Annotated in this window: 25 protein-coding genes and 1 tRNA gene; 18 read left to right on the top strand and 8 right to left on the bottom strand. The window is 50.5% G+C overall.

Annotated features, from left to right (window positions below; all coding sequences use genetic code 11):
* Positions 1–54: 54 nt before the first annotated feature.
* From SK38_RS09130 to rutR, 3 genes are all read left to right on the top strand, one after another.
* Positions 55–228, top strand: a complete 174-nt coding sequence (locus SK38_RS09130) for a con-10 family general stress protein (protein WP_003036022.1) — start codon at positions 55–57, stop codon at positions 226–228.
* A 161-nt stretch (positions 229–389) separates the two neighbouring features.
* A complete protein-coding gene (locus SK38_RS09125) occupies positions 390–1,304 on the top strand; it encodes a DMT family transporter (RefSeq protein WP_048235672.1) in 915 nt (304 codons plus the stop codon).
* 58 nt (positions 1,305–1,362) lie between these two features.
* Complete coding sequence (gene rutR / locus SK38_RS09120) at positions 1,363–2,001, top strand: HTH-type transcriptional regulator RutR (RefSeq protein ID WP_003036026.1); 639 nt, start codon at positions 1,363–1,365, stop codon at positions 1,999–2,001.
* Here rutR and SK38_RS09115 read toward each other — a convergent pair.
* Both SK38_RS09115 and putA read right to left on the bottom strand, forming a co-directional pair.
* The gene (locus SK38_RS09115) at positions 1,998–2,393 is read right to left on the bottom strand and encodes a lysozyme inhibitor LprI family protein (RefSeq protein WP_048235671.1); all 396 of its coding nucleotides are present in this window, start codon (positions 2,391–2,393) and stop codon (positions 1,998–2,000) included. The two genes, rutR and SK38_RS09115, sit on opposite strands and share 4 nt — an antisense overlap.
* 59 nt (positions 2,394–2,452) lie before the next feature.
* Positions 2,453–6,415 carry a trifunctional transcriptional regulator/proline dehydrogenase/L-glutamate gamma-semialdehyde dehydrogenase gene (gene putA / locus SK38_RS09110; RefSeq protein WP_048235670.1) on the bottom strand — a complete coding sequence of 1,321 codons (3,963 nt, stop codon included), beginning with the start codon at positions 6,413–6,415 and terminating at the stop codon, positions 2,453–2,455.
* Between the two features lie 422 nt (positions 6,416–6,837).
* Here putA and putP point away from each other — a divergent pair, with 422 nt between their 5' ends.
* From putP to phoH, 5 genes are all read left to right on the top strand, one after another.
* Positions 6,838–8,346: a sodium/proline symporter PutP gene (gene putP, locus SK38_RS09100; RefSeq protein ID WP_032942939.1), complete on the top strand. Its 1,509-nt coding sequence runs from the start codon at positions 6,838–6,840 to the stop codon at positions 8,344–8,346.
* 213 nt (positions 8,347–8,559) lie between these two features.
* Positions 8,560–9,393, top strand: coding sequence for an iron uptake transporter permease EfeU (gene efeU, locus SK38_RS09095; RefSeq protein WP_003036041.1), 834 nt, complete (start codon positions 8,560–8,562; stop codon positions 9,391–9,393).
* Between the two features lie 58 nt (positions 9,394–9,451).
* Positions 9,452–10,579: an iron uptake system protein EfeO gene (gene efeO, locus SK38_RS09090; protein ID WP_048235669.1), complete on the top strand. Its 1,128-nt coding sequence runs from the start codon at positions 9,452–9,454 to the stop codon at positions 10,577–10,579.
* 5 nt (positions 10,580–10,584) lie between these two features.
* Positions 10,585–11,868: an iron uptake transporter deferrochelatase/peroxidase subunit gene (gene efeB / locus SK38_RS09085; protein WP_048235668.1), complete on the top strand. Its 1,284-nt coding sequence runs from the start codon at positions 10,585–10,587 to the stop codon at positions 11,866–11,868.
* Positions 11,869–12,390: 522 nt separating this feature from the next.
* Positions 12,391–13,179: a phosphate starvation-inducible protein PhoH gene (gene phoH, locus SK38_RS09080; RefSeq protein ID WP_048235667.1), complete on the top strand. Its 789-nt coding sequence runs from the start codon at positions 12,391–12,393 to the stop codon at positions 13,177–13,179.
* A 326-nt stretch (positions 13,180–13,505) separates the two neighbouring features.
* On the opposite strand, the gene SK38_RS09075 is transcribed toward phoH, so the two are convergent.
* Positions 13,506–13,593: transfer RNA gene (locus tag SK38_RS09075), tRNA-Ser, on the bottom strand.
* Positions 13,594–13,829: 236 nt separating this feature from the next.
* Between SK38_RS09075 and ghrA the strand changes: the two genes are divergently transcribed.
* From ghrA to SK38_RS09055, 4 genes are all read left to right on the top strand, one after another.
* Positions 13,830–14,768: a glyoxylate/hydroxypyruvate reductase GhrA gene (gene ghrA / locus SK38_RS09070; protein WP_048235666.1), complete on the top strand. Its 939-nt coding sequence runs from the start codon at positions 13,830–13,832 to the stop codon at positions 14,766–14,768.
* A 210-nt stretch (positions 14,769–14,978) separates the two neighbouring features.
* A complete protein-coding gene (locus SK38_RS09065) occupies positions 14,979–15,716 on the top strand; it encodes a phosphatase (RefSeq protein ID WP_008784332.1) in 738 nt (245 codons plus the stop codon).
* A gap of 23 nt (positions 15,717–15,739) precedes the next feature.
* Entirely contained in the window at positions 15,740–16,294 is a 555-nt protein-coding gene (locus tag SK38_RS09060) for a TorD/DmsD family molecular chaperone (RefSeq protein ID WP_003832084.1), read from the top strand.
* 101 nt (positions 16,295–16,395) lie between these two features.
* Positions 16,396–16,878: a DUF1097 domain-containing protein gene (locus SK38_RS09055; protein ID WP_032934412.1), complete on the top strand. Its 483-nt coding sequence runs from the start codon at positions 16,396–16,398 to the stop codon at positions 16,876–16,878.
* Positions 16,879–16,924: 46 nt separating this feature from the next.
* Here the strand turns inward: SK38_RS09055 and csgG are convergent, their stop codons facing one another.
* The 4 genes from csgG to csgD are packed head-to-tail and all read right to left on the bottom strand — an operon-like array spanning position 16,925 to position 19,276.
* A complete protein-coding gene (csgG, locus tag SK38_RS09050; RefSeq protein WP_008784335.1) occupies positions 16,925–17,758 on the bottom strand; it encodes a curli production assembly/transport protein CsgG in 834 nt (277 codons plus the stop codon).
* Between the two features lie 25 nt (positions 17,759–17,783).
* The gene (csgF, locus tag SK38_RS09045) at positions 17,784–18,197 is read right to left on the bottom strand and encodes a curli production assembly/transport protein CsgF (protein ID WP_003832089.1); all 414 of its coding nucleotides are present in this window, start codon (positions 18,195–18,197) and stop codon (positions 17,784–17,786) included.
* Between the two features lie 25 nt (positions 18,198–18,222).
* Positions 18,223–18,621: a curli production assembly/transport protein CsgE gene (csgE, locus tag SK38_RS09040; protein ID WP_008784336.1), complete on the bottom strand. Its 399-nt coding sequence runs from the start codon at positions 18,619–18,621 to the stop codon at positions 18,223–18,225.
* A 4-nt stretch (positions 18,622–18,625) separates the two neighbouring features.
* Positions 18,626–19,276 carry a biofilm master transcriptional regulator CsgD gene (gene csgD / locus SK38_RS09035; RefSeq protein ID WP_003832092.1) on the bottom strand — a complete coding sequence of 217 codons (651 nt, stop codon included), beginning with the start codon at positions 19,274–19,276 and terminating at the stop codon, positions 18,626–18,628.
* A 760-nt stretch (positions 19,277–20,036) separates the two neighbouring features.
* Between csgD and csgB the strand changes: the two genes are divergently transcribed.
* The 6 genes from csgB (at position 20,037) to SK38_RS09005 (ending at position 23,912) form a co-directional block, all read left to right on the top strand.
* A complete protein-coding gene (gene csgB, locus SK38_RS09030) occupies positions 20,037–20,492 on the top strand; it encodes a curli minor subunit CsgB (RefSeq protein WP_048235665.1) in 456 nt (151 codons plus the stop codon).
* Positions 20,493–20,532: 40 nt separating this feature from the next.
* On the top strand, positions 20,533–20,982 hold the full coding sequence (csgA, locus tag SK38_RS09025) for a curli major subunit CsgA (protein WP_008784338.1): 450 nt from the start codon (positions 20,533–20,535) through the stop codon (positions 20,980–20,982).
* Positions 20,983–21,042: 60 nt separating this feature from the next.
* Positions 21,043–21,375, top strand: coding sequence for a curli assembly chaperone CsgC (csgC, locus tag SK38_RS09020; RefSeq protein ID WP_020996502.1), 333 nt, complete (start codon positions 21,043–21,045; stop codon positions 21,373–21,375).
* A gap of 150 nt (positions 21,376–21,525) precedes the next feature.
* A complete protein-coding gene (locus SK38_RS09015) occupies positions 21,526–21,846 on the top strand; it encodes a type 1 fimbrial protein (protein WP_048235664.1) in 321 nt (106 codons plus the stop codon).
* Between the two features lie 100 nt (positions 21,847–21,946).
* A complete protein-coding gene (gene ymdB / locus SK38_RS09010) occupies positions 21,947–22,489 on the top strand; it encodes an O-acetyl-ADP-ribose deacetylase (RefSeq protein WP_003832103.1) in 543 nt (180 codons plus the stop codon).
* Positions 22,422–23,912, top strand: a complete 1,491-nt coding sequence (locus SK38_RS09005) for a phospholipase D family protein (protein ID WP_442854877.1) — start codon at positions 22,422–22,424, stop codon at positions 23,910–23,912. Before ymdB ends, SK38_RS09005 begins: the two co-directional genes overlap by 68 nt.
* A gap of 19 nt (positions 23,913–23,931) precedes the next feature.
* On the opposite strand, the gene mdoC is transcribed toward SK38_RS09005, so the two are convergent.
* On the bottom strand, positions 23,932–25,092 hold the full coding sequence (gene mdoC, locus SK38_RS09000; protein WP_032942947.1) for a glucans biosynthesis protein MdoC: 1,161 nt from the start codon (positions 25,090–25,092) through the stop codon (positions 23,932–23,934).
* Positions 25,093–25,228 lie beyond the last annotated feature (136 nt).

Here is a 25,228-nt window from a genome sequence, read left to right as displayed (position 1 = left end):
ATCACTCCTCAGTACCTATGCAATATGATGTCTAATCAATGACGGAGGTCAGTAATGGCAAACCATCGGGGCGGTTCCGGCAACTTTGCGGAAGACCGCGAAAGAGCATCAGAAGCAGGTCGAAAAGGTGGCCAGCACAGCGGGGGCAACTTCAAGAATGACCCGCAACGCGCTTCAGAGGCAGGCAAAAAAGGGGGCAAAAATAGTCACGGCAACAACAAATCGTAATTGCCGGGCTATCTGTCAGATATGTCGTGACGGCTGAGAGTCAGAGACAGACGTTACGTAGCCACCGCCGCCGGGTCTTTCCGGCGGTTTTTTTTGTCTGCAAGGTTGAACTGTAACAAAACGCAACGCAGACTAATGACATTCAGTTAATCGGGTGTCTCATGTCATTACTTTCTCGTTATTCCTTCTCTGTTAAACCTCAGGAAGCGATCCTCATTGTGATCACCATGTTCTGGGGTGGCACGTTTTTGGCGGTGCAATATGCCGTTACCCTGAGCGGCCCTTTTTTCTTTGTCGGTGTGCGTTTTGCCACTGCCGCGGTGGCGGTCGCGCTTTTGTCGTTACACACACTGCATAAGCTGACGTGGCTGGAAGTTAAAGCAGGGGTTGCAATCGGTATTGCAATTGCGCTGGGCTATAGTCTGCAAACCTGGGGGTTACAGTTTATTCCCAGCAGTAAATCGGCGTTTATTACCGCGATGTACGTACCGTTGGTGCCGCTTTTACAATGGTTGTGTCTGGGACGCATGCCAGGTCTGATGCCCTGCGTCGGCATTGTGCTGGCCTTTATCGGATTGATTTTTCTGGCCGGACCGGGAGGCAATTTACTGGCTTTAGGCGAAGGCGAGTGGATCACGCTCGCCGGTGCGGTGGCGATTGCGGCAGAAATTATCCTGATTAGCGCGTGGGCAGGAAAAGTGGATGTTCGTCGGGTAACGGTAGTGCAACTGGCAACCGCTTCGATAGTGGCGTTTATGGCGATGGGACCGGCCGGAGAGACCGTACCACCAATGTCTACCGGATTGCTGGTGGTGGCGCTGGGGCTGGGGATTTTTAGCGCGATTATTCAGGTCACCATGAACTGGGCGCAGCGCAGCGTTTCGCCGACGCGCGCGACGGTTATTTATACCGGTGAACCGGTGTGGGCGGGGATCTTTGGCCGTCTGGCGGGTGAACGCTTACCGCTACTTGCATTGCTTGGTGCGGCATTCATTATTGTTGGCGTACTGGTCAGCGAGCTGAAGTTCAAAAAGAAAAAAGCGCTTGGACAAGAGGCGCCGCCGGAATCGCTTTAATTTAACCATTCACCGTGTGATTTGGTATGCTGACGCCCTCACAAGAAGGAGAGGGCGCATGGTCCAACGCGCAGAGAAAAAAACAGGTAAGCGCTCGCAGGCCGTCAGTGCAAAACGCCAGGCCATCTTAACCGCGGCATTAAATATCTTCTCCCAATATGGGATCCACGGCACGCGCCTGGAGCAGGTGGCAGAGCAGGCGGGCGTGTCAAAAACCAATCTACTTTATTACTACCCGTCAAAAGAGGTGCTTTATATCGCCGTTTTACGGCAGATCCTCGACATCTGGCTGGCTCCATTGAAAGCTTTTCGCGAAGACTTTGCGCCGCTGGTGGCCATTAAAGAATACATTCGCCTTAAGCTGGAAGTGTCGCGCGATTACCCTCAGGCCTCACGGCTGTTTTGTATGGAGATGCTGGCCGGAGCGCCTTTATTGATGGCAGAACTGGAAGGGGATCTCAAAACGCTAATTGATGAGAAATCCGCGCTGATTGCCGGTTGGATCAAAAGCGGAAAACTGGCTCCGGTCGATCCGCATCATCTGATTTTTATGATTTGGGCTTCAACTCAGCACTACGCCGATTTTGCCCCACAGGTAGAGGCGGTGACGGGCGCAACGCTGCGTGATGAAGCCTTTTTTAACCAAACGGTGGAGAGCGTACAGCGGATGATTATTGAAGGGATCCGCGTGCGTTAACTGGCCGGTGGTAACGGGCAGCTTAAATCGCCTTCTTCACACTGCAAGAGCGAGGCGAGAAACGCTTCGCGCTCGTTGGTCTTATCCGTCAGGCACTGGCTGGAAATCATCGCCTGAACGCTACCGCCTTCAGTGCCAGAACTGATTAACGCACAGTCCGCATCGCGCAAAGTTATCCAGGATACTTGCGCTTTTTTCAGTAAATCGCGCTGGGTTGGGGCGGCGCGCTTCAGCGCATTCTGATAAGTTTCATTAAGTTTGGCGTCGGCCGCTTTATACTGCTCTGCCGCACAGGTGTTCATCTCAATCTGCGTGTTCGCGTTGGCGCAGTCATCCGCCAGCGCCTGGCCGCCCAGCAGCAGCGCTGCACATGTCAGTACGATTCGTTTCATGCTTCCCTCTGGCTTCATAAAAAAAGGCCCCGTTACCGGAGCCTTAATTAACCACAACCTTAGCCGATTGTCATCAGGCTGGCGTTCCCCCCGGCTGCGGCGGTATTGACGCTCAGGGAGCGCTCAATATACAACCTTTCCAGCAGGATATTGCTTTCGCCGCGGGCAAAGCCCTGGACCGACACAATCGCCCCTTCGCGGGCCGCCACCGCTTCACACAGTGCGCGAAGCTGATCGGAATCACCGTGGAAAATAACCGCATCAAACGGCTGCGCAGTGATGTTGTCCGCTTTGGCAAACTGGATGCGCCCGGAAACTACTGCTGGCAGACGTTTTGCCTGGTCGCGATGGAATGTATCATCCGGCCACAGAATTAAGCTACCAACGGAAGTTACAGCGGCAACCTGTACCAGCGCATCCTGTTCATCATCGGCGATACACAGCACGCGTTCGCGCGGCAACAGCGTCCAGGTATTGCGCTCGCCGGTGGGTCCTGGCAGCAGGCGTTGCGTTCCGGCCTGCGCCAGTTCACCAAACTGTTGGCAGAGCGCACGCAGTGCTGGACGATCGGTTGCCCATTCGCTAAGCGCTTCCAGCGGCTGAACGAGCGCCGTTTTAAGCTGTGCATCGACAGGGTATTCGGCATCCTGACGGGCAAGCGTAATGCCTAACGCATTTTCCGGACGGTTTGCCAGCAGGCGGTACAGATACAGCGGTCCACCCGCTTTTGGCCCGGTTCCTGACAAGCCTTCTCCACCGAATGGCTGCACTCCGACGACGGCGCCGACCATATTGCGGTTAACGTACAGGTTCCCCACATGTGCCGAACCCGTGACCTGGGCGATGGTTTCATCGATACGGGTGTGCACGCCCAACGTCAGGCCGTAGCCGGAGGCATTAATTTGCTCAATCAGACTGCCCAGATTGTTGCGGGTGTAACGCACAACGTGCAGTACCGGACCGAACACCTCTTTTTGCAATTCGTCGAAGCTTTCCAGCTCGATAAGCGTCGGCGCGATAAAGGTACCGGTTTGCCATTCACGCGCATCGTCGCTGTTTTCGCGCGCAGCCTGGAACACCGGACGCCCTTTGGCGCGCATGGCCTGAATATGGCGCTCAATGTTGGCTTTGGCTTCTTCATCGATTACCGGTCCAATATCGGTGGTCAGGCGACCCGGGTTACCCATGCGGCATTCCGCCATTGCGCCACGCAGCATTTTCAGCGTATGGTCGGCGACATCGTCCTGCAGACACAGGACGCGAAGCGCGGAGCAGCGCTGTCCGGCGCTGTCAAAGGCAGAAGCCAGAACGTCGACCACGACCTGTTCCGTTAACGCAGAAGAGTCGACGATCATGGCGTTCATCCCGCCGGTTTCGGCGATAAGCGGGATTGGACGCCCCTGAGCATCAAGGCGGGTCGCGATATTACGTTGCAACAGCGTGGCGACTTCCGTTGAGCCAGTAAACATGACGCCGCGTACGCGCTCATCGGAAGTGAGCTGTGCCCCTACCGTTTCACCTTGACCAGGCAACAGTTGCACCACGCCTGGCGGCACGCCTGCTTCGAGTAAAATGGCAATACCCTGGGCGGCAATCAGCGGAGTTTGTTCCGCGGGTTTTGCCAACACGCTGTTGCCCGCCGCCAGCGCAGCGGCAATCTGCCCGGTGAAAATGGCCAGCGGGAAGTTCCAGGGGCTGATACAGACCACCGGCCCTAACGGACGATGGGTTTCATTATCGAAGTCATCGCGGACCTGACCGGCATAATAGTGCAGGAAGTCTACCGCTTCGCGCACTTCCGCAATGGCGTTGCTGAAAGTTTTTCCCGCTTCGCGCACCAGAATGCCAATTAACTGCTGCATCTGGCCTTCCATCAGAACGGCGGCGCGATGCAAAATAGCGGCGCGCTCTTGTGGCGGTGTGGCGAACCAGATCGGCGCGTTATTTACCGCGTTCTGCAATGCCTGTTCCACTTCGCTGTGAGTCGCTTCACGCACGTAACCGACAATGTCTTTCGGTTCGGCTGGGTTGACGACTGGGGTCATTTCACCGTCAGCAACCGGATGTTCGAGCATCGGTTTAGCGTGCCATTTTTGCAGCGCGCTGTTGAGCAGGGCGGAGGACAGTGAGGCCAGACGATGTTCGTTCGCTAAATCCAGTCCGCCTGAGTTTTCGCGGCCTTTACCGTACAGGTCACGCGGCGGGGCAATCTTCGGATGTGGCAGACCAGCCTGGCCTTCCTGCTGCGCCAGTTTTTCAACGGCTTCGACCGGATCGGCTACCAGTTCATCCAGCGGCAGGGTAGTGTCTGCAATGCGGTTGACGAACGAGGTGTTGGCGCCGTTTTCCAGCAGACGACGCACCAGATACGCAAGCAGCGTTTCATGCGTGCCTACCGGTGCATAAATGCGGCATGGACGATTCAGTTTGCCATCGGCAACTTTACCTGTGACCTGCTCATACAGCGGTTCGCCCATACCGTGCAGGCACTGGAACTCGTACTGACCCGGATAGTAGTTTTGACCGGCCAACTGATAAATCGCCGCCAGCGTATGGGCGTTGTGGGTGGCGAACTGCGGGTAGATCAGATTCGGCACCGCAAGCAGCTTTTTCGCACAGGCCAGATAGGAAACGTCGGTGTAGACCTTACGGGTATAGACCGGATAACCTTCCAGACCGTCCATTTGCGCACGTTTGATTTCGCTATCCCAGTAGGCGCCCTTAACCAGACGGATCATCAGGCGACGGCGGCTGCGCGTGGCGAGGTCAATCAGGTAGTCGATAACATACGGGCAGCGCTTCTGGTAGGCCTGAATAACAAAGCCGATACCGTTCCAGCCCGCGAGTTCAGGTTCAAAGCACAGTTTCTCCAGCAGATCGAGGGAGATCTCCAGTCGGTCGGCCTCTTCAGCATCGATATTGATACCGATGTCGTACTGGCGGGCCAGCAGAGTAAGCGACTTCAGGCGCGGATAGAGTTCATCCATTACGCGGTCATACTGCGCGCGACTATAACGCGGATGCAGCGCTGACAGCTTGATAGAAATGCCCGGCCCTTCATAGATGCCGCGACCATTTGAGGCTTTACCAATGGCGTGGATTGCCTGTTGGTACGAAACCATATAAGCCTGGGCATCGGCGGCAGTCAGAGCTGCTTCGCCCAGCATGTCGTAAGAGTAGCGGAAACCTTTTTCTTCCAGTTTACGGGCGTTAGCCAACGCTTCGGCGATAGTCTCTCCGGTGACGAACTGCTCGCCCATCAGGCGCATTGCCATGTCGACGCCTTTACGCACCAGTGGTTCACCGCTTTTACCGATAATACGGTTGAGTGAGCGTGAGAGGCTGGCTTCATTATGCGTAGAAACCAGACGACCGGTAAACAACAGCCCCCAGGTCGCCGCGTTGACGAACAGGGACGGGCTACGTCCAATGTGCGACTGCCAGTTGCCGTTGCTGATTTTGTCGCGGATTAACGCATCGCGGGTTGCCTTATCTGGAATACGCAGCAGGGCTTCGGCCAGGCACATCAGCGCGACCCCTTCCTGCGAAGAAAGTGAGAATTCCTGCAATAAACCCTGTACCATCCCGGCGCGGCCGCTGGCGGTCTTTTGGTTACGCAGTTTGTCAGCCAGATCGTACGCCAGCTTGTGCGCTTGCTCCGCGATGGGTTGCGGCAGACGAGCCTGCTCCATCAGCATCGGCACAGCATCTGTTTCGGCTCGGCGGTACGCGGCGGTGATTGCTGCGCGGGAAACTGACTGCGGCAGGATCTGTTCGGCAAATTCCAGGAAAGGCTGATGCGCTTCATTCTGCGGCGTGGTTGACTCCTCACCCTCATTCGCGGCACCCGCCAGCAGGGCCGGCAGTTCAGGAAGCGCGTCGTCATTTTCCAGTCTTTCGAGATAATTAAAGATGGCTTGCTTGATCAGCCAATGTGGCGTGCGATCGATTCGTGATGCTGCTGTTTTAATACGCTCGCGAGTGGCGTCATCCAGTTTAACCCCCATCGTGGTGGTTCCCATGCCGTTTACTCCTGTTGTACTGAAATACGGGTCTGATAGTTACCGAGAAATATCCACTATGTTGCAACTTTGTGCAACCATGTTAAATGTGACTTGGTTTGCAAGCTTGGAAATGAATGAGATGTTAATAAATATGAGTCTTATGATGTGGGCTGTATAAATTACAGAATCTTTTTCTCTGCGGTAGTTAACACTTTTAAAAGGTGCAACCGAAAAAAATGTGAGAGAGTGCAACCTACAGAAAAATGCTATCTACTCTGGATTAAATTTGATGTAAATGGTGTGTTAAATCGATTGTGAATAACCATCGCTTCCGGCAGGATACGGTCGCCCTGGTCAACATAGATATCTTTGCCACGTTCCGGCAGGGTAATAAAACGGCAAGCCACGGCATTGCTGATACATAATTTTGGAGAGTTTTGATGGCTATTAGCACACCGATGTTAGTGACATTCTGTGTCTATATTTTCGGCATGATATTGATAGGGTTTATTGCATGGCGTTCAACCAAAAACTTTGACGATTACATTCTGGGTGGACGCAGTCTGGGTCCATTCGTGACCGCGTTATCCGCCGGGGCATCTGACATGAGCGGCTGGTTGCTGATGGGGCTGCCTGGCGCGATTTTCCTGTCGGGGATTTCAGAAAGCTGGATCGCCATCGGCCTTATTTTGGGCGCCTGGATCAACTGGAAGCTGGTGGCCGGACGTTTACGCGTACATACCGAATACAATAACAATGCGCTGACGTTACCGGATTACTTTACCGGTCGCTTTGAAGATAAAAGCCGAATTCTGCGTATTATCTCCGCGCTGGTTATTCTGCTGTTTTTCACCATCTATTGTGCTTCCGGTATTGTGGCAGGGGCTCGTCTGTTTGAAAGCACCTTTGGCATGAGCTACGAAACAGCACTGTGGGCGGGCGCGGCCGCGACGATCATTTATACCTTTATTGGTGGTTTCCTGGCGGTTAGCTGGACCGATACCGTCCAGGCCAGCCTGATGATCTTTGCTTTGATCCTGACGCCGGTGATGGTAGTCATTGGCGTGGGTGGATTCGACGATTCGCTGGAAGTGATTAAACAAAAGAGCATTGAGAACGTGGACATGTTCAAAGGGCTGAATTTTGTTGCCATCATTTCCCTGATGGGCTGGGGTCTGGGCTACTTTGGTCAGCCGCATATTCTGGCGCGCTTTATGGCTGCAGATTCCCACCATAGCATCGTTCATGCTCGCCGCATTAGCATGGCCTGGATGATTCTGTGTCTGGCAGGTGCTGTGGCCGTGGGCTTCTTTGGTATTGCTTACTTTAACAACAACCCACAGCTTGCCGGTGCCGTTAACCAGAACGCCGAGCGTGTGTTTATTGAACTGGCGCAAATCCTGTTCAACCCGTGGATTGCCGGTATTCTGCTGTCTGCTATCCTCGCTGCGGTTATGTCGACCCTGAGCTGCCAGCTGCTGGTGTGCTCCAGCGCAATCACCGAAGATTTGTACAAAGCGTTCCTGCGTAAAAATGCCAGCCAGAAAGAGTTGGTGTGGATTGGCCGCATCATGGTGTTGGTCGTGGCGCTGGTGTCTATCGCGCTGGCGGCGAACCCGGAGAACCGTGTACTTGGTCTGGTAAGCTACGCCTGGGCGGGCTTCGGCGCTGCGTTTGGTCCGGTAGTCCTGTTCTCCGTAATGTGGTCGCGTATGACCCGCAACGGCGCGCTGGCAGGGATGATCATTGGTGCGGTGACGGTAATCGTCTGGAAACAGTTTGCCTGGCTGGGTCTGTATGAAATCATCCCGGGCTTTGTTTTCGGCAGCATCGGTATTGTGGTCTTCAGCCTGTTGGGTAAAGCGCCTTCAACTGCTATGCAGCAACGTTTTGCCGAGGCTGATGCGCATTATCACTCAGCTCCGCCATCGCGTTTACAGGCAGAATAATCTGCCTCAGTCTTCAAGCCCGCCGCGTGCGGGCTTTTTTATTGCTTCCGTTGTAAACCTGCTATAACCATTACCCGCCTGGCTTTTTACATTCAGTCATCATTCTCAAAACATTCTGCTTGAGTTTTTCTTTGCTGTAATGATAATCAATATCACTGTAATTTACTTTTCTTTTCATCAATTGACTGAGAATAACGTTTAAGGGTTCTTCGCATGTTTGTTCCATTTCTAATTATGTTGCGCGAAGGGTTAGAGGCCGCGCTGATTGTCAGCCTGATTGCCAGCTACCTGAAACGGACTCAGCGTGGTCGATGGATTGGTGTGATGTGGATTGGTGTTCTGCTGGCGGCGGCGTTATGCCTGGCGTTAGGGATTTTCATCAACGAAACCACCGGTGAATTTCCGCAAAAAGAACAGGAGCTGTTTGAAGGCATCGTGGCGGTCATTGCCGTGGTGATCCTCACCTGGATGGTGTTCTGGATGCGTAAAGTTTCGCGCAACGTCAAAGTCCAGCTTGAACAGGCTGTCGATAACGCGTTGCAACGCGGCAACCATCACGGCTGGGCGCTGGTGATGATGGTCTTTTTTGCTGTTGCCCGTGAAGGGCTGGAGTCGGTGTTCTTTCTACTGGCAGCATTCCAGCAGGATGTAGGTATCTGGCCGCCGTTAGGCGCGATGCTCGGGCTGGCTACCGCGGTGGTTCTGGGTTACCTGATTTACCTCGGCGGTATTCGCCTCAACCTCGGGGCATTCTTTAAATGGACCAGCCTGTTCATTTTGCTGGTGGCTGCCGGTCTTGCCGCTGGGGCAATCCGCGCTTTCCACGAAGCCGGGTTGTGGAATCATTTTCAGGATGTGGCGTTTGACCTGAGCAGCGTGCTGTCGACGCATTCACTGTTTGGCACATTGATGGAAGGCATTTTCGGCTATCAGGAAGCGCCAAGCGTTAGTGAAGTCGCTGTCTGGTTTATCTACCTGATTCCGGCGTTGATTATGTTTGCGTTACCGCCGCGTTCAGGCACTACGGCATCGCGTACCGCACCTTGATAAAAACGCGATGCAGAATACTTTTTAGTTACAACATACTTATTTATAGGGATAGGTTATGACGTTTAATTTTCGCCGTAGTGCGCTGCAGCTAGGTATCGCCGCGCTGTTTGCCTCCGCTTTTAATGCACAAGCTGCCGATATTCCGCAGGTGAAAGTCACGGTTAACGACAAACAATGTGAACCGATGACTATCACGGTTAATGCCGGGAAAACGCAGTTCATCATCCAGAACCATAGCCAGAAAGCGCTGGAGTGGGAGATCCTCAAAGGCGTTATGGTGGTTGAAGAGCGCGAAAACATTGCACCAGGCTTTAGCCAGAAAATGACCGCTAACCTCCAGCCTGGCGAATATGATATGACCTGCGGTCTGTTGACTAACCCGAAAGGCAAACTGATCGTAAAAGGTAGCGCAACGGCGGATGCCGCGCAAAGCGATGCTCTGCTGAGTCTGAGCGGCGCGATTACCGAATACAAAGCCTATGTGACAGCCGAAACCGCGCAGTTGGTTGCGGGCACTAAAGCCTTTACCGATGCGATTAAAGCAGGCGATCTGGAAAAAGCGAAATCGCTGTATGCGCCAACCCGTCAGCATTATGAGCGTATTGAACCGATTGCTGAACTGTTCTCCGATCTCGACGGCAGCATCGATGCGCGGGAAGATGATTACGAACAAAAAGCCGCCGATCCTAAATTCACCGGCTTCCACCGCCTGGAGAAAGCGCTGTTTGGCGACAATACCACCAAAGGTATGGATAAGTACGCCGACCAATTAAACAGCGATGTTCTTGACCTGCAAACGCGTATTAGCGAGCTGGCTTTCCCACCGTCTAAAGTTGTTGGCGGGGCAGCAGGACTGATTGAAGAAGTTGCTGCCAGCAAAATCAGTGGGGAAGAAGATCGCTATAGCCATACCGATCTGTGGGATTTCCAGGCCAACGTCGATGGTGCGCAGAAAATTGTCGATCTCCTGCGTCCTCAGTTGCAAAAAGCCAATGCTGAACTGCTTGCGAAGGTGGATGCGAACTTCAAAAAGGTCGATACCATTCTGAGCAAGTACCGTACCAAAGACGGCTTTGAAACCTATGACAAACTGACTGATGCCGATCGTAATGCACTGAAAGGGCCAATCACGACGCTGGCGGAAGATTTGTCGCAATTACGCGGTGTTCTGGGTCTGGATTAAGCACTATGCAGCAAGATAATGAAAACGGCGTGAGCGAACCGTCACGCCGACGTTTACTGAAAGGGATGGGCGCCCTGGGTGGGGCGCTGGCGCTGGCGGGTGGGTGTCCGGTTGCCCACGCGCAAAATCCACAAAGCGCGCCGGGCACGTTGTCTCCGGATGCACGTAGTGAAGCGCAGCCGTTTTATGGTCAGCATCAGGCGGGGATCCTGACGCCGCAGCAGGCATCAATGATGCTGGTGGCGTTCGATGTTCTCGCCAGCGATAAGGCCGATCTTGAGCGTTTATTCCGGTTGCTGACCAGCCGATTTGCGTTTCTGACCACCGGTGGACCGGCGCCGGATACGCCGAATCCGCGTCTCCCCCCTATGGATTCAGGTATCCTCGGCGCATACATTGCGCCAGACAACCTGACGATGACGTTGTCAGTCGGCTCCTCGCTGTTTGATGAACGCTATGGACTGAAATCGCAGATGCCGAAAAAGCTGCAAAAAATGACCCGTTTCCCGAATGATTCGCTGGATGCGGCGCTGTGCCATGGCGATGTGCTGCTGCAGATTTGTGCCAACACCCAGGACACCGTCATCCACGCGTTGCGCGATATCATTAAACATACGCCCGATCTCCTTAGCGTGCGCTGGAAACGTGAAGGTTTTATTTCCGACCACGCCGCACGTAGTAAAGGCAAAGAGACCCCGGTCAATTTGCTTGGCTTTAAAGACGGCACCGCGAATCCGGACGCTACGGATGCGAAGTTGATGCAAGACGTGGTGTGGGTTACGGACGGGCAGGGCGAGCCTGCCTGGGCGCAAGGCGGAAGCTATCAGGCCGTCAGGCTCATTCAGTTTCGCGTTGAGTTCTGGGATCGTACGCCGCTGAAAGAGCAGCAAACGATTTTTGGTCGCGATAAACACACCGGCGCACCGCTGGGTATGCAGCATGAGCATGATGTGCCTGACTATGCCAGCGATCCTGAAGGCGAGGTGATTGCGCTCGACAGCCATATCCGTCTCGCAAATCCGCGTACGAAAGAGACCGACTCCAGCCTGATGATGCGTCGTGGCTACAGTTATTCGCTCGGTGTGACTAATTCCGGTCAACTGGATATGGGGCTGTTGTTTGTCTGCTATCAACACGATCTGGAAAAAGGTTTTTTGACAGTGCAGAAACGTCTGAACGGTGAAGCGCTGGAAGAATATGTCAAACCGATTGGTGGGGGATATTTCTTTGCTTTGCCGGGTGTTAAAACTGCAGATAATTATCTGGGACAGTCTCTGCTTGAAGCCTGATGATTATGCCCCGCAGTACAGCGGGGTTTTTCCTGACATCTTGATGAAGGAACAAACTATTTTTTATGATCGGTATGCGACTGAAATAATTCAGTCATCTTTCTGCAAGAGACTGTCTCTGGTGATAAGATAGAATTTAAGTTAACAGCAAGTAAAAATATTGTTGCATTAGCGAAAGGTTATGATGTACTTATAAGTAATAGCGGTAGTTCCCGGCGGTGATTGTCATTCACTATGGAGATCGCGAATGGAAAAGTCCTGTATTGGACACGTTTTTCACAGTAACAGCAGTACCTTACGCGGACGTTTCTCTTCCGGTAGCCTCCTCGTCACCGCTAAATCTCTCTCTCATTCACTTCTTATCTTCGCAACTGACGCCCTGTACGGTGCGCGTAGCTGTGCGTGGCGTCTTATCCGAAAGCAAGCAATGGCTTACAAGGAAGCCAACCCTCAGATGTTCGTGCGCATAATCGTGCCGCCAACGGCGCGTGTGATGTATACCTACAACTCAAGGTGCTATCCATGGGAAGACAAAAAGCAGTGATCAAAGCTCGTCGTGAAGCAAAACGTGTGCTGAGGCGGGATTCGCGTAGCCATAAGCAACGTGAAGATGAATCGGTCACCTCGCTTGTGCAGATGGGCGGCGTAGAAACGATTGGTATGGCGCGTGACAGTCGCGACGCCTCGCCAATCACGGCGCGGAATGAAGCTCAGGCGCACTACCTGAATGCTATCGAGAGTAAACAGCTGATCTTCGCCAGCGGTGAAGCCGGGTGTGGTAAAACCTGGATCAGCGCGGCAAAAGCAGCAGAGGCCCTGATCCATAAAGATGTGGACAGGATCATTGTAACCCGTCCAGTTCTGCAAGCTGATGAAGACCTCGGCTTCTTACCTGGAGATGTTTCCGAGAAGTTTGCTCCCTATTTTCGCCCCGTGTATGACGTGCTTGTCAAACGGCTGGGAGCCTCCTTCATGCAATATTGCCTGCGACCTGAGATTGGTAAGGTGGAAATCGCGCCGTTCGCCTATATGCGTGGACGTACCTTTGAAAATGCAGTGGTCATTCTTGACGAGGCTCAGAACGTCACTGCTGCGCAAATGAAGATGTTTTTGACCCGCCTCGGGGAGAATGTGACGGTGATTGTGAATGGGGATGTGACCCAGTGCGATCTACCAGCCCACGTTCGCTCAGGGCTTAGCGATGCGCTGGCCCGTTTCGAAGAAGATGAGATGGTTGGGATTGTTCGTTTCAATAAAGACGATTGCGTCCGCTCTGCGCTCTGTCAGCGGACGCTCAACGCTTACAACTGATAAGTACTCCGTCTTCAAGGCCCGGGAAACCGGGCTTTGTTGTTTGACGCCAGTACATGACCGGTCGGGGCTTCTCATCCCCCCGTAGATGTGCAACATGCGAAAAAAAGCCCGTACTTTCGTACGAGCTCTTCTTAAAATATGGCGGTGAGGGGGGGGATTGACTCGCTTTGCTCGCCCCTGCGGGGCAGCCCGTTCGCTGCGCTCCCGGTCTGTCCAACTGGCTGCGCCAGTAGTCGAACCCCGGTCGGGGCTTCTCATCCCCCCGCAGATGTGCAACAAGCGAAAAAAAAGCCCGTACTTTCGTACGAGCTCTTCTTAAAATATGGCGGTGAGGGGGGGATTCGAACCCCCGATACGTTGCCGTATACACACTTTCCAGGCGTGCTCCTTCAGCCACTCGGACACCTCACCATATTGTTGTTCCTGTGCTACCGGAACGGGCGCTAATGTAGGGGAAATACCGCCCCGCCGTCAATCAACTTTTTGAAAAAAATGTGCATTTACACAAACTTCAAGCAACATGGAGCATAAATAAGCGGGAATTGTTTTTTTTGCCAGCATCCTAAAATTTGCTACTCTGATGTTCCCTCGAAAAATGATGATAATAAGTGCGAGAAAGTTCCGCACAACAATGTTCAGGAGACAATATGGATATAATTTTCTATCACCCAACATTCGATACGACCTGGTGGATTAATGCGTTGGCAAAGGCAATACCTGGTGCGAACGTACGTGAGTGGAAAGCGGGTGATAATGCACATGCTGACTATGCGCTGGTCTGGCATCCGCCGGTTGAAATGCTCGCAGGACGAAAATTAAAAGCCGTATTTGCGCTGGGAGCGGGTGTCGATTCTATTCTCAGTAAACTCAATGCTCATCCGGAAATGTTGGATGCGTCGATCCCGCTTTTCCGTCTGGAAGATACGGGTATGGGCCTGCAAATGCAGGAATATGCTGTCAGTCAGGTGCTGCACTGGTTTCGTCGCTTTGATGATTATCAAGCATTGAAAAATCAGGCGAAATGGCAGCCGTTGCCAGAATATACTCGCGAGGAGTTTACCGTCGGGATCATGGGGGCTGGGGTATTGGGCGCAAAAGTTGCCGAAAGCCTGCAAGCATGGGGGTTCCCACTGCGCTGCTGGAGTCGTACGCGTAAATCCTGGTCTGGCGTGGAAAGCTTCGCCGGTACTGAGGAACTGGGCGCGTTTTTGAGTCAAACTCGCGTGCTGATCAACCTTCTGCCTAATACGGCAGAAACCGTAGGCATTATTAACGCTGATTTACTTAGCCAATTGCAGGATGGCGCCTACGTGCTGAACCTTGCACGCGGTGTTCATCTCAATGAAGACGACCTTCTGGCATCGCTGGAAAGCGGCAAGGTGAAGGGGGCCATGCTGGATGTTTATAGCCGTGAACCGCTGCCAGAAAACAGCCCATTATGGAAACATCCGCGTGTGGCGATGACGCCACATATTGCCGCAGTTACCCGTCCGGCAGAAGCGGTGGACTATATCTCCCGCACGATTATGAACTTGGAGAACGGGCAAGTTGTAACAGGTCAGGTCAATCGCGTTCGGGGATATTGATGGTAACCCGGCAAGTGCCGGGTTTCAGCTAAAATACCCGTCATACTTCAAGCTGCATGTGCGTTGGCTACGGTTGCTCACCCGAATCACATACTTAAGGGAGTGATTCGGGTATCACTCCCTTGCCACCTGCCTGCGACTCGAATTTTTAGGGTATTAATGGCGGAGATACCTGCTATCCTTGACGAAAAATGACTACAGGAGAGAGTTATGTATCCCGTTGACCTGCATATGCATACCGTCGCCAGCACCCACGCCTACAGCACCTTAAGTGATTACATCGCGGAAGCTCGTCGCAAAGGCATCAAGCTATTTGCCATTACCGATCATGGACCGGATATGGCGGATGCGCCTCACCACTGGCACTTTATCAATATGCGTATTTGGCCACGTGTCGTGGATGGCGTGGGGATCCTGCGCGGAATAGAAGCCAATATTAAGAATATTGAAGGTGAAATTGACTGTTCAGGTCCGATGTTTACCTCCCTGGACCTCATTATTGCGGGCTTCCATGAGCCGGTTTTTGCTCCTCACGATAAAGACACCAATACCCAGGCAATGATAGCTACGATGGCCAGCGGTAATGTGCACATCATCAGTCATCCGGGAAATCCAAAGTATCCTGTTGATATTAAAGCAATTGCTCAGGCGGCGGCAAAGTACCAGGTTGCACTGGAAATCAATAATTCTTCGTTTTTGCATTCGCGTAAGGGCAGTGAGGATAATTGTCGTGCGGTTGCTGCGGCTGTGCGTGATGCTGGTGGCTGGGTGGCGTTAGGGTCGGATTCACATACTGCTTTCACGTTGGGAGAATTTGGCGAATGCCGTAAAATCCTGGATGATGTTAATTTCCCTGAAGACAGAATTTTAAACGTCACACCTAAACGTCTATTGGCGTTTCTGGAATCGCGAGGCATGGAGCCGATCGCGGAATTTGCTGAACTGTAATTGTTACTAACTGGAATATATCAATGAACGAGTTTTCTATCCTGTGTCGTGTACTGGGCTCGCTGTTTTACCGCCAACCGCAGGACCCTTTACTGGTTCCCCTGTTTACCCTGATTAGTGAAGGTAAACTGTCCGCCAACTGGCCGCTGGAACAGGACGAACTGCTCACCCGTTTACAGAAGAGCTGCGATATGCCCCAGTTGGCTGCAGATTACAACGCGCTGTTTGTCGGTGACGAGTGTGCAGTGCCGCCTTATCGTAGTGCCTGGGTAGAAGGGGCGAAAGAATCCGATGTTCGTGCATTTCTTTCAGCCCGGGGCATGCCGCTTGCTGATACACCGGCAGATCACATTGGTACGCTGTTGCTGGCGGCTTCATGGCTTGAGGACCAGTCTGCGGAAGATGAAAGTGAGGCGCTTGAAACCTTGTTTGTAGACTACTTGCTGCCCTGGTGCGGTACGTTCCTTGGTAAAGTTGAAGCGCACGCGAACACGCCTTTCTGGCGTACTATAGCACCGCTGACGCGTGATGCCATTGGTGCGATGTGGGACGAATTGCAGGAAGATACAGACGAATAAATGTGATGTACGTCACTTAAAGGTGCAACTCAATTTATAAGCTTGCATAAATTGTGTGCGCGATCTCATTACCATGCCGTTTTTCTGCTAAGATGCGCGGCATGAACATACTTCTCTCAATTGCAATCACAACGGGCATTCTCTCCGGGATCTGGGGATGGGTGGCCGTTTCTCTTGGTTTACTCAGTTGGGCTGGCTTTCTGGGTTGCACGGCTTATTTCGCCTGCCCGCAAGGTGGGTTAAAAGGACTGTGGATCTCGGCGTGTACGCTGCTAAGCGGTGTGGTGTGGGCGTTGGTGATTATTAACGGTAGTGCGCTTGCTCCGCATATGGACATTATTGGTTATGTCATGACAGGAATTGTCGCGTTTCTGATGTGTATCCAGGCAAAGCAATGGCTGCTTTCATTTGTACCGGGCACGTTCATTGGCGCATGTGCAACATTTGCAGGGCAGGGCGACTGGCGACTGGTTGTACCGTCACTGGCACTGGGCCTCGTATTCGGCTATGCAATGAAAAACAGTGGTCTGTGGCTGGCATCTCGCCGTGAAAATAGAATATCGTCGACGCTGACCAGTAAATAAAAAAGCGTGAGGGTTTTCCTCACGCTTTTTATGCTGTATAGACCCATCAGGATTCTGGCGGTACCGACATATGACGGTATTTAACCAGGATGTCATTATCAACTTGTTTCTTATCCTGCAAATCCCACAATCCGCGATCGATGCCGTCATTAATCAGGAAGATAACGCCCGTTTCAATCGCTGACATCAGACAAAGCATAACCGGTTCGTTAGAGGTGTAGCCAATTTCACCTTCCAACAGACGCTGGTAGTCAATAAAGCGGAACACCCCAGCCTGTACTTCATAAGACAGAATGGTTTTACTGGTATTCACTGACGACAGGATCTCACCGGTGCTGACGTTAACTACGCGCAGGTTTACCGCTATCTGGTCGAGCTGGTATTGCGTATCGGCGCCAATACCAAAATAACGTGCACCGACACCACCCGATTTAACGTTGCTTTCATAACCGATAATTGATCCTTCCACCATGACGTTTGCCGCGGTCAGGGACTGTAGCGGGATCCGGTTATTAATCGCAACCGTACCGTTTTCCTGAGCTGCACGAATGATTTTGCGTTCGTTAAGCAAGTTCTGTAACCCCTGACGTTCCAGTGGGATGAACCAACGAGAATCTTTCAATGCGGTGACAAGCATAGCCGTGGCGCTTTGCGGGACGGCGGTTGAGAAGTTACTTGCCGGGTAAGGTTTAAATTGGCCAGTCTCATCCTGAATGTTGTATACCGACACAAAGATCTTACCTGTAGGCATAGGCAGATGCGTCAAGTCTTTATAGCTTTGGGCTCGGGGCATTAATGTCGGCTTAGCGGCTTCTTGAGGCGGAGCTGTTAAACATCCGCTGAGTAAAATTACTGCCACCATGATAAGTAAACGCTGCATGATTATTTCCTTTCGTGGCTATAACTTAGAAGTCGGTCGACTGTGTTTGTAAACCCGACACTTCAATTGTCGAAGTTTTCCCCGATTTCCTGTCGGTGACATTCAATTGCAGTTGTCCGTCCCGGTTGGCGATATCAATGATAAAATCATTGGTCACCATTCTTCCTGGTTTACCGGTATTAATGTTGGTGAGTAGGCCACCGAGAATTTGTGACTGAATCGCCTGAGTAAAGTTATCCAGAGCTGACGGGGTTTCAATACCGTAATCGTCATAGCTTGGATCTTTATATGAGTTCTGGGCCTGGGCGCTGTTCAACAGAAAAGCACCATTATTCGGGTTTCCACCAAAGTTTGGGTTGCGAAACTGGAACGTCATGTTTCCGGCCCAACTTAATGGCGAAATTAGCATGAGCAAAACCACTGCATGTTTAACACGCATGAAAGCCTCCGGACAAAATCATGTTTTAGAATTCATCACGCGCTAAATCGCTAGTGCTTAATAGTGTTTGATCTATTTGCCGGCGATTTAATGCTTCCTCAGTTTGTGCCAATGCGAAGACTACAATTTTGTCGAAGTCTTTTTTCGTCGGAAATAAAAAAGTCTGGAAGATAACGTCCTGATTGACCGTTATGGTGATCCAACTTCCCCAACGCGCACTGGGTCTTTCATTAATGGTTAAGTTTCCTGTGTACTCGCTTTCCCACTTATCACTAAAGGCCCGATAAAAATCATGCCCGATTGAAGAGACAGTGTGGTCAGTTAACAGCCCGGGAACCTCCACCTCTACGGTTGTCGCTGCGTGCAGACTCCCGGCAGCAAAGAATAAATTTGCTGCCACAATCCAGGTCAAATACCGTTTCATGGCTTTATCGCCTGAGGTTATCATTGGCCCATGAGACCGCCTGCGTACGGTTTTTGACAGCTATCTTTTTGAAAAGATTATAAAGATGTGTTTTTACCGTATTTTCACTGATAAACAGTGAGCGAGCGATTTCAATATTTGAGGCGCCGATACGCAATTTATTAAGGATCTCTTTTTCACGGTGCGTCAGCAGTGCCGACTCCGTGCTGTTATAACGATAATTTCCAGAGTGCGTGATCAGATAACTGGCAAGTTTTTGCGTGAAGTAACATTCACCGCGCAAGATACCCTGCAAGCCGCTTACGACACGCTGCTCGTCTTCAGTTGCGTAAAAAACACCATTGATATGCGGCCAGTTTTCGATATCCCGATAAGGGTAATCATCAGGAGTATTCAACAATAACGTCTTTATATTGTTGTTTTTTCTACTCAAATTATCTTGCCAGTAATGGATCAGTTTTTTATCTGCCTCCATCATATCCAGTAAAACAATGCAGCTGGAGGATATATCATCCAGAGAACGTTGAATATTATGTAGTTTTCCGGTGAGTGCCAGTGATTGTTTTAAATGCTGTAATAATGCAGTTGCCTGCAAAGAAGGTTTTGTGATCAACAATAATGTATGACCATGAATACTATGGACTTCATTAAACATGATGAAACTCCACTTTTTAGTCGCACACCTGACAGCTGTCTCTACTAAAATAGAGGCACCAGAAGTACTGACAGATGTTGCACTGCTGTGTAGATATAAAATATCGACCCAAAGGGGTGAAAATATTAAAACAAATGGACTTCAACTGATTTCAATCTAGCTATTACAAATCTTAAAGCAAGTGTTAAACATGTAACAACTTGTAAAATTATATATTAAAATGTGATTTTATGGTTTTATTAGAGTTTAGATTTGATAGGAAAGTTGTACATTTTACCTTTGCTGCATAGATTTAAAAAATCATACAAATTATAGTAACGCATTGATTTTAAATCAGTTAATTAATGGTTGTTGAGTTTTAGATTTCTAATGAATTCTAAAATCCTTGTCTCAATTTACGTTGGTCAATTTTAGATGGAAAAAAATGACTTTTGTCACGACTTGTACCGACGTCTATCTCGACGTTGTACTGAGAGGCCCTGATATCGTGCAAAATGCACTTTCTCAGTGACTGCATAGAAATTCATTACTGATAGCAAAATAAAAATAAAAGCCAGACCTGAAGCGGTGTTATTCACTGTTAATTAGTACTTTGGTGTGAATCCGGATATAAAAATACCACTCGCGGGTGAGTTATTTAAAATGTTTCCACGGACATACTCTTCATCGTAACGTGGCGTTAACAAATGTAAGTCATGTTAACAACAATTTGAGTGGTAATTAATTTAACTTCATGTACGACCAGGTCCAGGGTGACAACATGAAAAACAAGTTGTTATTTATGATGTTTACAATACTGGGTGTGCCTGGGATTGCATCCGCAACCAGTTATGATTTAGCTAATTCAGAATATAACTTTGCGGTAAATGAATTAAGTAAGTCTTCATTTAATCAGGCAGCCATTATTGGTCAGGTTGGTACTGCTAATAGTGCAAATACTCGCCAGGAGGGCACCAGGTTATTGTCGGTCATTTCGCAAGAAGGTTCAGGTAACCGGGCGAAAACAGATCAGACGGGATCAAATAACTTTGCATATATTGATCAAACGGGTAGCTCTAATGATGCGAGTATTAAACAAAGCTCTTACGGTAATACGGCGATGATTATCCAGAAAGGCTCTGGTAATAAAGCCAATATTATCCAGTACGGTACACAAAAAACAGCAGTTGTGGTGCAGAGACAGTCGCAAATGGCAATTCGCGTTACTCAACGCTAATCCATAAACGACGTTTAAATCAATCCGATGGGGGTTTACCATGAAACTTTTAAAAGTGGCAGCATTCGCAGCAATCGTAGTTTCTGGCAGTGCTCTGGCAGGTGTTGTTCCGCAATGGGGCGGTAATCATCATGGTGGCGGTAGCAACTATGGCCCAGACTCTTCAATGAGTATTTACCAATTTGGCTCTAGTAACGTTGCGAATGCGCTGCAAAGTGATGCACGTAAATCAGACGTGACTATCACACAACACGGACATGGTAACGGTGCGACCGTCGGCCAAGGTGCTGATGACAGTACCATTAGCCTGAAACAGACCGGCTTCCAGAACAGTGCTGATATCAATCAGTGGAATGCAAAAAATGCTGATATCAGCGTAACTCAGTTCGGTGGTCGTAACGGTGCTGTGGTTAATCAGACAGCGTCTGACTCCAATGTGCTGATTCAGCAGGTTGGTTATGGCAACAATGCTACAGCTAACCAGCACTAATTCAGTTTTCTGACTGATAATAAACAGGGCGAAAGCCCTGTTTTTTTTCGGGAGAATATTATGCACACGCTATTACTCATTGCCGCGTTGGCAAATCAAATAACATTCAATACAACTCAGCAAGGTGACATGTACACCATTATTCCTCAGGTGACATTAGCTCAACCGTGCGTATGTGAAGTGCAAGTCCTTGCCGTACGTAAAGGAAAGGGCGGACAAAGTCAGTCACAGCAGAAAACAAGCCTTTCGGTCCCTGCTAATCGGCCAATTGAATTAACAAAAATGAGCTTTAATATTTCACCGGAGGATTCGGTCAAAATTATCGTTACCGTTTCTGACGGGCAGTCTCTGCATCTGTCGCAACAATGGCCTGACTCAAACAGTCACCCATAATTTTTTGCCGGATTTGCATTAAGGGTGTGGCTGGGAGTGCAGTGCTGTTCTATGAATATAGAAACGAACAAACGTTTTATTTGATCGTAACTCGCAGCGGTGAAGGATCATTGCGATCCCTCAAGGATGATTAATCATTGAGGAACCCTTATGTGTACATTATTAAAGCGTATTTTAAATACCGGTTTGTGGGCTTTTTCTCTTTTCACCCTCCCCGCAATGGCGACGCAAATCTTACCCGGCGGGGTTATTCATTTTCGTGGTGCAATAGTTGAAGCACCTTGCGACGTTAACACTCGACAACAACAGATTGAATTGTCATGTATGCGTGATGGCACGATGAGTAATAGTCTCTACGACCTGCAACAGGTCACGACAGCGCCTCAGAGTGTGGAACAAATTGCCACGGTGAAAATGCATTACCTCAATGAACAGAAAAGCATGGCTATTCTGAATATTGAATATAAATGAATCATTCTGGCGTAGGTATGCATGCTTATGGCTAAAAAGTGAGATTTCAAGGAAAACCCTGCTGTACACTTAACGGAGAGTGTTTTGTCAGGGGGAACTTATGCAATCGCGTGTTCATGTGTTACAGGGCGACATTACGACGATCGCGGTAGATGTGATCGTCAATGCGGCCAACTCCTCGTTACTCGGAGGAGGTGGAGTCGATGGCGCGATTCATCGTGCTGCCGGGCCTGCGTTGTTGGAGGCCTGCAAACAGGTTATACAACAACAGGGAGAATGCCCGACCGGGCATGCCGTTATCACGCTGGCTGGCGCGCTTCCGGCAAAAGCAGTTATTCACACCGTAGGACCCGTCTGGCAAGGCGGTGATCACCACGAGGCTGAACGACTTGAAGAGGCCTATCTAAATACATTGCAACTGGCCTTAGCCAATGGTTATCAATCCATTGCTTTTCCAGCTATAAGCACCGGAGCTTATGGTTACCCACGTGCTGCAGCGGCAGAGATCGCGGTGAAAACGGTGTTGAAATTTATCACCCGACGTACGCTACCCGATCAAATATACTTCGTGTGCTTTGATGAAGAAAACGCTCGACTATACAAGAGATTACTTACCCAACAAGGCGATGAACGCACGGACTGATATGACGCGACTTGAGCGTGCCATCACGCCGCTATGCGTAAACCACCCGGGAGAATGCGGCATTCTGACGTTGGATGACAGCCTGGATGCGTTTGCTGCTCGCTATCGGTTGACGGAAATGGCGGAACGTACCCTGGATGTTCAGTATTACATCTGGGAAAGCGACATGTCCGGGCTATTGTTATTTTCCGTTTTGCTGGCCGCAGCGAAGCGGGGCGTCCGGGTGCGTTTGTTGCTGGATGATAACAACACGCCAGGTCTGGATGACACGCTGCGTTTGCTGGACAATCACCCTAATATTGAAGTCCGCCTGTTTAATCCCTTTTCCTTTCGCATCCTGCGTGCCCTGGGCTATTTAACCGATTTTGCCCGGTTGAATCGACGTATGCACAACAAAAGTTATACCGCTGACGGCGTCGTAACTCTTGTGGGGGGGCGAAATATAGGCGATGCCTATTTTGGCGCAGGCGAACAACCACTGTTTTCCGATCTGGACGTTATGGCTATTGGACCGGTTGTCCAGGATGTTGCAGACGACTTTGAGCGTTACTGGCGCTGCCGCTCGGTTTCAACATTGCAAAACGTACTTGAGGTGGCTGAACCAGCTTCTACGCAAAAAATCGAACTTCCGGAATCCTGGTATAACGATGACATAACGCGTCGCTATCTACATAAGCTGGAAACCAGCCAGTTTATGACCCATCTCGATCAGAGATCGCTGCCGCTAATTTGGGCGAAAACGCGCTTGCTGAGTGATGATCCTGCTAAAGGAGAGGGGAAAGCGCCGCGCCACCCACTATTACCGCAGCGTTTGTTTGACGTGATGGGATCTCCCACCGAGCGTATTGATATTATTTCCGCCTACTTTGTACCAACTCGCGCCGGTGTGGCGCAGCTCCTGAGACTGGTGAGAAAAGGCGTTAAGATCGCAATTTTAACTAATTCTCTGGCGGCGAATGATGTCGCGGTTGTTCACGCAGGCTATGCGCGTTGGCGAAAAAAACTCCTGCGCTACGGCGTGGAGTTATACGAGCTCAAACCAACCCGCGATCGCGTTTCAGCAGTACACGACCGGGGATTAACCGGTAATTCAGGCTCCAGCCTGCATGCGAAAACCTTCAGTATTGACGGTCGTAAAGTGTTTATAGGATCGCTTAATTTTGATCCCCGTTCAACGTTGCTCAATACGGAAATGGGGTTTGTGATTGAGAGTGAAGTACTGGCTGAGTTGATTCATAAACGTTTTATGCAAAGCCAGCGTGACATGGCCTGGCAACTACGTCTTGACCGTTGGGGCAGAATCAACTGGGTTGATCGGCTTTCTGGCAGCGAACAGGTACTGAAAAAAGAACCCGCTACAGGATTCTGGAAGCGGGTTCTGGTGAGGCTTGCATCCGTGTTGCCCATTGAATGGCTGCTCTGAACCATTCAATGCAAGAAAACTAACCGGCTACCGCCTTGTTTTTATCCTGCTTAATGGGCGGTTTACCCGAAAAGAGAAACTTCAGCACCGGGATCCGTAAATGGATTTCGTACAGTATGACCGCAATTCCAACCACAAAAAGCAGACCGCAGAGAAAACCCAGCAGATTCGACTTGATATGCGGTGTGATATACGCGCCAAAAAACAGCGTTAACGGGTGGTGCACCAAATAGATGAACAGCGACGCGTTGACAAAATAGGTCACGCGAGCCGACTGGAAATTCAGTAAACGGTGGCCAAGCGAAAAGACGACATTCACCATCCATAGCCCCATGACCATGGTAATGACATATTCGGTTTCATACATCCAGGCATCGCCGTTGCCGTAACGTTGATTGAGCAGGTATGCGACAAATGCGAATGCGGCGCCTAGCGTGCAGCCGCGCGATGGCGTGGTAAACAGTGCTTTCAGATTCGGATTGATAAACGCCAGCGCACCGAGCATAAAGAAAGGCACATAGAACAGAGTTTGCATAACGATAAAATTAAACATGCCATCGCTGAGAATCGAAGGGTAGAGGATGAAAATCGTTCTTCTGACGGCGGCATAGCCGACACCCAACAATATAAAAATCAGCGTTAATTTGGTCATTGACACCCCCGATGCAGGGGTACCGTCTCCACGCGATAGTCTGTTTTTCATCTGGGTAAACACCCACATGCTCAGGGTCGTTAACACCACCAGAACCAGTAAAAACCACAGATGGGAAATCAGCTCCCAGGCCAGCGCATTGTATTTGTCATAGCCGCTGAGGGTATGCCAGCTGTCTGCTTTCCCTTTCACGTATTGCAGCATGATAAATTGCGGCAGCGTAAGCAGCGGAATCGCGGTCAGCATGGGGATCCCCACGCGTTCTACACGCACCTTCCACCAGCGTTTTAACGGATAGCGCAAAAAAAGCATGTAGGAAAAATAACCTGAAATGACAAAGAAGACCTGCATGCGAAATGCATGGATAAAGTCGTTAAAAAGGGTTAACCACCATGACGGTTCTGCGCTGTTCACGTGCCAGGTGTGGGTGGAGTAGATCAATGAAATATGGAATGGGATCCCTAACAACATTAGCCAGGCACGGATGGAGTCAAGAAAATATTCACGTGGTGGTGATACAGAGCTCATAGACAGTTACGTATTCTCAGACTTTTCGTCTTATCCCTAAGACGAATAATGGTTACATTCGAGGGCAACCCTACACGAAGTCCAACAACCTGTCTCCAGGATAAGCACGCAAAGTGAAAACAGGCAGATGAACCTG

This window comes from Citrobacter sp. MGH110 (assembly GCF_001037515.1).
GTDB classification, from domain to species: domain Bacteria; phylum Pseudomonadota; class Gammaproteobacteria; order Enterobacterales; family Enterobacteriaceae; genus Citrobacter; species Citrobacter portucalensis.
Note: the sequence above shows the minus strand (reverse complement) of the source record. Positions and strands in the feature narration are given on the sequence as shown.